This is a genomic window from Bradyrhizobium sp. (assembly GCF_049512235.1).
Lineage (GTDB): Bacteria > Pseudomonadota > Alphaproteobacteria > Rhizobiales > Xanthobacteraceae > Bradyrhizobium.
The window spans coordinates 1-6498 of the sequence record NZ_JBEKXH010000366.1; the positions used below are offsets into that span (position 1 = coordinate 1).

Consider the following 6498-nt stretch of genomic DNA (forward strand, 5'->3'; position numbering starts at 1 on the left):
GATCGTGAGGCTGGGCGCTCACCGCCTGCCGTTGTTCGACAGGTCGTTCCTGGCGCTATACGGAGCGTATAAGAAATATATCGAGGCCGGTCCAGTCGACCGGCTTCGGGAATTCGTACCGCCTGCATCTGTCGTGATCGATGTCGGAGCGAATGTTGGCTTCTTCTCGCTTCGCTTTGCCGAATGGGTCGGAAGCGCCGGAGAAGTCATATCGATCGAGCCGGAGCAGCGCAACTTCGATATTTTGAACAATTCACTCAAGCGCGCCGGCCTTTCGGGGCGGGTTCGCACCCTGAAGGCTGCCGCGGTGGCTGTAGCCGGGGCAACGCTGCTCGAGATCAATCCGCTTCATCCCGCCGATCATAAGCTTTCCCTGGACGGCACCGGTCTGCCCGTCGATGGTGTTACGCTCGATGATCTGGTCGTGGACAAGCGTCACCTCAGACCAAGCCTGGTAAAGATCGACGTTCAGGGCGCCGAGATGCTGGTGCTGAATGGCGCGTCGGACATCCTGACCGTGGCCGGACCGGCGCTTTTCATCGAGCTTCATGAGGAGGGTTTGAGAAGGTTTGGCACCTCCGTATCAGCCATTCTGGATCACCTCTGCTTGCATGGTTACCTGGCCTACTGGCTGATGCGCCGGGGAGCCCACCGAAAGGCAAGTAAGGCGGAAGTTCATGCAAGGGTTGCCCGAGCCGGATACGTCGATGTCCTGTTTCTCAAGGAGTAGAATGGCGGCGGGAATTGGACGCCAAGCCAGTTCGGCTGTCGACCAAAATCCCGGAAGTGCCCCGGGACGATTGCCTCGGCCTTCCCGAGCCCGTAGCTTGGGACCGGTCCGTCGCAACAACAATAAAGTCCGGAGAGAAATCCATGGCACGCCTGAAATTCGGCGCCTTCCTTGCCCCGCATCATCCGATCGGCGAGCATCCGATGTTGCAATTCCGTCGCGACCTCGATCTCGTCGAGCAGCTCGACGCGCTCGGCTACGACGAATTCTGGTGTGGCGAGCACCATTCCTCGGGCTGGGAAACCATCGCCTCCCCGGAGATGTTCCTGGCCGCCGCCGGCGAGCGAACCAAACGCATCAGGCTCGGCACCGGCGTGATTTCACTGCCCTATCATCACCCCTTCAACGTCGCCCAGCGCATGGTGCAGCTCGACCACATGACCGGAGGCCGCGCCATCTTCGGGTCCGGCCCGGGGGCACTGGCCTCCGACGCGCACACGCTCGGCATCGATCCGATGACGCAGCGCGATCGTCAGGATGAGGCGATCGCGATCATCCGCCGGCTGTTCAAGGGCGAGCGCGTGACCGCCAAGAGCGACTGGTTCACGATGAACGACGCGGCGCTGCAAATCCTGCCTCTGCAGGAAGATATGCCGTTCGTGGTAGCCTCGCAGATTTCGCCGTCGGGCATGACGCTGGCCGGCAAATACGGCATCGGCATCATCTCGCTCGGCTCGATGTCGACCCAGGGCCTGATGGCGCTGCCGACGCAATGGAGTTTTGCCGAGGATGCCGCGAACAAGCACGGCACCAAAGTCAGCCGCGCCGATTGGCGCGTGCTGTTGAGCTGGCACATCGCCGAGAGCCGCGAGCAGGCGCGGCGCGAGGCCGGCGCCGGTCTGATGCGCTGGCACAATGAATATAATGTCGGCACGCTGCAGCGGCCGGGCCTGCAGATGTTTACCTCAGCCGAGGATGCCGTCGAAAGGACCGCGGGCGGCGAGGGCGCGGCCTCCACTATCGGAACCCCGGACGATCTGGTCAAAACCATCAAGAGCCTGATGGAGGTCTCCGGCGGCGTCGGCACCATCATCGGCTTCGTGCATGACTGGGCCAATCCCGAAAATACCCGCCGCAGCTGGGACATGGTGGCGCGTTACGTGGTGCCGGAAATCAACGGCCATATCGACGGCCTGCGCAAGTCGCAGCAATTCGTGATCGAAAACCGCGCGGTGTTCGAGCGTGCCGGCCAGGCCGTGATGGCCAAGATCATGGAGAACGACAAGGCCGCCGCCGCCCTTCCGCTCACCGGTCCCGGCCGCGTAGCGATCCCGGCCGTCAACGCGCCCGACCTGCAGAAGGAAGCCGCCAAGCTTAAGGCGTGAGGCAAATCATTTGGCGCGCGAGAGGCTTTGCGGCGGCGCCGCATACGGGCTAATACACGCGTCGGTCTTGCCAATCGCCCGCCGAGGCGACAGGTTCGCGGTTTGGCGGATACGATCCCAGCAACCCGCCGGAGCAACAACTGCCATGTCGACGCAAACTGTAGTCTCGCCCGGGTCCAGCTTTACGCCGCCGAAGCGCAATTCGCTGACCCACATTCCCGGCGATGAGGGCTGGCCGCTGGTCGGCAAGACGCTCGACGTCCTCGCCGACCCCAAGGGACAGGTCGAACGCCAAGCCGCCAAATACGGGCTGCTGTATCGGTCCCACGTCTTCGGCGAAACCAGCTTGACCCTGCTCGGACCCGAGGCCAACGAGCTCGTGCTGTTCGACCAGGCCAAGCAGTTTTCCTCGACCCATGGCTGGGGCCGGATTCTCGGCCGGCTGTTCCCGCGCGGGCTGATGCTGCTCGATTTCGAGGAGCATCGTCTGCACCGCCGGGCGCTTTCGGTCGCCTTCAAATCCGGGCCGATGAAATCCTATCTCGCGGCGCTCGACCGCGGCATCGCGGCGCGGGTCATGCAGTGGCGGGCGCGACCCGGACCGATGCTGTTCTATCCGGCGATGAAGCAGCTGACCCTCGACCTCGCGGCGACATCGTTCCTCGGCGCCGATATCGGGCCCGAGGTCGACGAAATCACCCGCGCCTTCGTCGATATGGTGGCCGCCTCGGTCGCCGTGATCCGTACACCGCTGCCGGGCACCAAGATGGCCCGCGGCGTCAGGGGCCGCGAACGCATCGTGGCTTACTTTTCGGAACAGATCCCGATCCGCCGCGCCAAGGGCGATGGCGAAGACCTGTTCTCGCAGCTGTGCGCCGCCACGCACGAAGACGGGGCGCTATTGTCGACGCAGGATATTGTCGACCACATGAGCTTTCTGATGATGGCCGCACACGATACCCTGACCTCGTCGCTGACGTCGTTCATGGCCGAGCTCGCCGCCCATCCGCAGTGGCAGGACCGGCTGCGCGGCGAGATCAACGCGCTTGGTCTCCGGCCTGGCGAGCCCTCAAGCTTCGACAAACTGGAAGCCATGACGCTCACCGACATGGCTTTCAAGGAGGCGCTGCGGCTGAGGCCGCCGGTGCCGTCGATGCCGCGCCGCGCCGTCCGCGATCTGACCTTCATGGGCTACGCGATACCGGCCGGCACCTTGGTCGGCGTCAATCCGCTGTTCACCCACCACATGCCCGGGATCTGGCCCGATCCGCAAACGTACGATCCCCTGCGCTTTACCGACGAGGCGCAGCGCGGCCGCCATCGCTTCGCCTGGGTCCCGTTCGGCGGCGGCGCGCATATGTGTCTGGGGCTGCACTTCGCCAACATGCAGGCGAAGTGCTTCACGCGGCATTTCCTGCAGAACCTCAGCGTCTCGCTGCAGCCCGGCTATACGCCGGCCTGGCAGATGTGGCCGATCCCGAAGCCAAAGGACGGATTGCGCGTGACGCTGACGCCGGTCAGCTAAGCGGGCGCCGGCGCGCCGATGCCGACCACGTCGATGCCGTCGGCGCGCCCGCGAATCGGCAAGCGCCCGAGATCGCGAACCACAAACGGGGGCGCCGAGTTGAAGCGATCCATCGCCGCGCGGGACATCAGGAAGCCGCCATCCACGCCGCGGCTGAGTTCCTCCAGCCTTGCCGCGGTATTCATGACGTCGCCATTGAAGACGATGGCGCGCTTGAGGTCGCCGATCTCGCCGACAATCACCGGCCCGAAATGCAGGCTTCCGCGAATCCGCGGCACCACTCCGAATTCGCGTTCCAACTGGCTCGATGCGCGCGACAACTCGTCGCGCATCGCCATGAAACAGCGCAGCGGACGACAATCGACCGCGCCGCCGCTTTCCGGCCAGGTGACGATCACCTCGTCGCCGACGTAATTGAGGACTTCGCCGCGATAGTCCTCGACCGCAAGGGTAAGAAGGCGAAAGGTACGATCGAGCAGACGGTGAATGGCGAGGCCGCCGAGGCGCTCGGCCAGCCCCGTCGATCCCGCAATGTCGACAAAAAGCACGAAGCGGTTTTCCATGACCGGGCTGTGATATCGCCCGATGATGAAATTAAGAAAAGCGCGCGACCCTATAATGTTGGCGATCCCGAGAACGAGATTCGCCAGAACCAGGAATGCAAAGGCATAGACGATGTTGATCCAGAAGCTCTCATGAGACGGATCGTAAGGGGCGCCCGCGATGATGATGCCCAACTGAAAAAACAGGATGGGAACGATAATCGCTGCGTAGATCGCGCTTCGCAGAATCAAATTGGCCGTGAACGAAATACCCCCGAGCCACACGCGCATCGGACCTTCCAGGACGAACAGAGAAATGCTCGTGATCGAGACGCTGATAAGCAGCCCGTATGTGATTCCCGCTGCTATCTCGACAGCAGAAGTGAAGCCCTGCGTAAGACTGTAAACCACCGCCCCGATCACGCTGGCCGCAACGGTGACAGCGAGCAACCGCAGTCTTCTCTCAAACCTCGCGTTCATGCCGCTTACCCTTCGCGTAGCCACAGAACCGCGGCACGTGAGAGCGCTACTCTATAAGAGTCGTGAGCTGCGCGCCTTCGTCGGCGACGAACACGGCGATCAGCTCCGCGGGCTCGGTATTGCTGGCATTTGCCGAGACCAGATGGGTTGCCCCGGGCGGCTCGAAGAACGACTGGCCGACCTTGAAGGTCTCGACCGGACCGCCGGCGAGCTGCGAGCGAATCTCGCCTTGGGTGACATAGGCGGTAACCGAGCCGGCGTGGCGATGCGCGCGGGTAAATCCGCCAGGGCCATAGAACACGCGCACGATCGTCACGCGCTTGCCGGGAACGTTCGGCAGCGCGTAAGAGGCGATCGGCTGGACGGTATCGAGCGCCGAGCCCGCGGGATCGCTGACCGCACACAGCGGCGCAACCCCGGTCGATAGCGTGTCCATCATGACCGGCAGCGTCTTCCCTATCACGAATGCGCAGGCGAGCCCGGCGATAACGGCGGTATGAAGTGGCTGGTCGGCGGCCCGCCCGAGTAACGCCTTGGACGCAGCGGACATTGATGCCTCCCTTGATTGGCTATCCCGCGTTATGATCGAACGTATTGCGCAAGGCGGCAAGGCCCTGCTGCTGCGCCGTCCAGTTGCGGCCGCCGGTGATGGCGCCGTCGACCACCAGGTCGTGGCCGTTGATAAACGTAGATTCGTCGCTGGCGAGAAACACCGCAGCATGGGCGATGTCCTCGGGCAGTCCGGCGCGCGGTATCGGCTGGGCGGCCTTGTAGACCTCCCGCATCACCTCGGGGGTCTTTTCCGCCGCCTCGACCGAAAGGCCAAGCGCTTTGCCGAAAATGCCGGTGGCGATCGCACCGGGCGAAATGCTGTTGACCCGGATGCCGGATTCGCCGAGTTCCATTGCCACGCATCTGGTGAGATGAATGACGGCGGCCTTGGCCGCGCCGTATACCACCGAGGAGGAAAAACCAGCGAGCCTTCCGGCAATACTGCCGTTGTTGATGATACTGCCCGAGCCCTGGCGCTTCATATGGGGTGCGGCGTGCTTCATCCCGAGCATCACGCTGCGCACCAGCGTCGCCATTGCGGCGTCGAAGCGCGCCACGTCAAGGTCTTCGATGCCGCCGGTCTGTGCCGGCCCGCCGGCGTTGTTGAACAGGCAATCGATGCGGCCGAACTGGTCGACCGCCTGCCCGATCAGCGCGCGCATCTGTTCCTCGACCGTGACATCGGTCTGGCGGAAGACGCAGTTGGCGCCGAGCTTTCCGGCCAGCGCCTTGCCCTCCGGCGCGCGGCGTCCGGCAATGACGATTTTCGCGCCTTCGGCGACGAAGATCTCGGCGGTGCGCAGGCCTATGCCGCTGGTCGCCCCGGTGATGACTGCAACCTTGCCTTCCAATCGTGCCATGTTGTTCTCCTGGCTTTACCCATGACGATTTCAGTATATCTGCGGCTTGCCGGCGCAACGCAAGCGACGCTTGCGGCGTTAGACCGCGTATTTTGCGCTATGCTTGGCCCTGTTGGCTGCGCGGATCGGCTGATGTGAGCGATGGGGAGATTGATCGAAGAGTTTCGGCGGGGCTGGCAGGGGACATCGCAACCCACGCCGGCTTTCAGCATTGGATTTGCGGTCTGCTGCCTCGCTATGGCGACCGCCGCGCGCTGGTGCCTCTCCCTGGTCCGGCCGGACGTATACTTCACCCCTTATTTTCCGGCCGTATTCTTCGCCACCGCGTTCGGCGGCCTCCCGGTCGGGATCGCGACGGCGATCGTGGGCGGCGCGCTCGGGGTGACCCTCAATTTCAGCGGCGCCTCGGCCGATTCTTCAAGAC

At 63.6% G+C, this 6498-nt stretch carries 6 protein-coding genes and 1 pseudogene; 4 read left to right on the forward strand and 3 right to left on the reverse strand.

Features of this window, described 5'->3' with window-relative positions:
• The 3 genes from ABSG20_RS26385 to ABSG20_RS26395 all read left to right on the forward strand — a co-directional run.
• Window positions 1-730: FkbM family methyltransferase (locus tag ABSG20_RS26385; protein ID WP_423867424.1), on the forward strand; the 730-nt coding region annotated here is incomplete at its 5' end.
• 143 nt (window positions 731-873) lie between these two features.
• A complete protein-coding gene (locus ABSG20_RS26390) occupies window positions 874-2115 on the forward strand; it encodes an LLM class flavin-dependent oxidoreductase (RefSeq protein WP_423867425.1) in 1242 nt (413 codons plus the stop codon).
• Between the two features lie 145 nt (window positions 2116-2260).
• Window positions 2261-3640: a cytochrome P450 gene (locus ABSG20_RS26395; RefSeq protein ID WP_423867426.1), complete on the forward strand. Its 1380-nt coding sequence runs from the start codon at window positions 2261-2263 to the stop codon at window positions 3638-3640.
• Here ABSG20_RS26395 and ABSG20_RS26400 read toward each other — a convergent pair.
• From ABSG20_RS26400 to ABSG20_RS26410, 3 genes are read right to left on the reverse strand one after another with little or no spacing between them, the layout of a single operon-like run.
• Complete coding sequence (locus ABSG20_RS26400) at window positions 3637-4662, reverse strand: adenylate/guanylate cyclase domain-containing protein (protein WP_423867427.1); 1026 nt, start codon at window positions 4660-4662, stop codon at window positions 3637-3639. The genes ABSG20_RS26395 and ABSG20_RS26400 overlap by 4 nt on opposite strands.
• Before the next feature lie 46 nt (window positions 4663-4708).
• A complete protein-coding gene (locus ABSG20_RS26405; protein WP_423867428.1) occupies window positions 4709-5212 on the reverse strand; it encodes a cupin domain-containing protein in 504 nt (167 codons plus the stop codon).
• A gap of 19 nt (window positions 5213-5231) precedes the next feature.
• A complete protein-coding gene (locus tag ABSG20_RS26410; RefSeq protein WP_423867429.1) occupies window positions 5232-6074 on the reverse strand; it encodes an SDR family NAD(P)-dependent oxidoreductase in 843 nt (280 codons plus the stop codon).
• Between the two features lie 141 nt (window positions 6075-6215).
• On the opposite strand from ABSG20_RS26410, the pseudogene ABSG20_RS26415 reads away from it, so the two are divergent.
• Window positions 6216-6498: pseudogene (locus ABSG20_RS26415) on the forward strand (sensor histidine kinase); the annotation flags it as partial.

Excerpts from the sequence above, each read along its gene's own strand:
- ABSG20_RS26395 (WP_423867426.1), top strand. The coding sequence starts at position 2,261 with ATGTCGACGCAAACTGTAGTCTCGCCCGGGTCCAGCTTTACGCCGCCG.
- ABSG20_RS26405 (WP_423867428.1), bottom strand. The coding sequence starts at position 5,212 with ATGTCCGCTGCGTCCAAGGCGTTACTCGGGCGGGCCGCCGACCAGCCA.
- ABSG20_RS26390 (WP_423867425.1), top strand. The coding sequence starts at position 874 with ATGGCACGCCTGAAATTCGGCGCCTTCCTTGCCCCGCATCATCCGATC.
- ABSG20_RS26410 (WP_423867429.1), bottom strand. The coding sequence starts at position 6,074 with ATGGCACGATTGGAAGGCAAGGTTGCAGTCATCACCGGGGCGACCAGC.
- ABSG20_RS26400 (WP_423867427.1), bottom strand. The coding sequence starts at position 4,662 with ATGAACGCGAGGTTTGAGAGAAGACTGCGGTTGCTCGCTGTCACCGTT.